The sequence below is a fragment of the Streptomyces sp. NPDC096136 genome (assembly GCF_044763325.1).
Classification (GTDB): Bacteria; Actinomycetota; Actinomycetes; order Streptomycetales; family Streptomycetaceae; genus Streptomyces.
In genome coordinates this window covers 1-1,090 of record NZ_JBIWFZ010000068.1, presented here as the reverse complement: position 1 = coordinate 1,090, position 1,090 = coordinate 1, and the positions used below count along the sequence as shown (strand labels likewise).

Sequence of the window (1,090 nt, the reverse complement as noted above, 5' to 3'; positions counted from 1 at the left end):
TCATCCGTTTCGCGGGTGACTCGGGTGACGGTATGCAGCTGACGGGTGACCGTTTCACCTCGGAGACGGCGTCCTTCGGCAACGACCTCTCGACGCTGCCGAACTTCCCGGCCGAGATCCGGGCCCCTGCCGGGACGCTGCCCGGGGTGTCCTCGTTCCAGCTGCACTTCGCGGACCACGACATCCTGACCCCGGGTGACGCGCCGAACGTGCTGGTCGCGATGAACCCGGCGGCCCTGAAGGCGAACATCGCGGACGTGCCCCGGGGCGCGGAGATCATCGTCAACACGGACGAGTTCACCAAGCGGCCGATGGCGAAGGTCGGGTATGAGACCTCGCCGCTGGAGGACGGCTCCCTGGACGCCTACAACATCCACCGGGTGCCGCTGACGACGCTGACGGTGGAGGCGCTCAAGGACTTCGGGCTGTCCCGCAAGGAGGCCGAGCGCAGCAAGAACATGTTCGCGCTGGGCCTGCTGTCGTGGATGTACCACCGGCCGACCGAGGGCACGGAGAGTTTCCTGCGGCAGAAGTTCGCGAGGAAGCCGGAGATCGCCGAGGCGAACATCGTGGCCTTCCGGGCGGGCTGGAACTTCGGCGAGACCACGGAGGACTTCGCGGTCTCCTACGAGGTGGCGCCGGCGACGAAGGCGTTCCCCACGGGCACGTACCGCAACATCTCGGGGAACCTGGCCCTGTCGTACGGGCTGATCGCGGCGGCCCGGCAGGCGGACCTGCCGCTCTACCTGGGCTCGTATCCGATCACGCCGGCCTCGGACATCCTGCACGAGCTGTCCAAGCACAAGAACTTCGGCGTGCGCACCTTCCAGGCCGAGGACGAGATCGCCGGGATCGGCGCGGCCCTGGGCGCCGCGTTCGGCGGGGCCCTGGGCGTGACGACCACCTCCGGCCCCGGCGTGGCCCTGAAGTCCGAGACCATCGGCCTGGCGGTCTCCCTGGAGCTTCCGCTGCTGATCGTGGACATCCAGCGCGGCGGCCCCTCGACCGGACTGCCGACCAAGACCGAGCAGGCCGACCTCCTCCAGGCCATGTACGGCCGCAACGGCGAAGCCCCCGTCCCCGTCGTCGC

1 protein-coding gene is annotated in these 1,090 nt (G+C 69.3%); it reads left to right on the top strand.

What is annotated here, in order from left to right; all coding sequences use genetic code 11:
- Positions 1-1,090, top strand: a 1,090-nt coding sequence (locus ACIRBY_RS38740) for a 2-oxoacid:acceptor oxidoreductase family protein (protein WP_403910203.1), incomplete at both ends; no start/stop codon positions are given.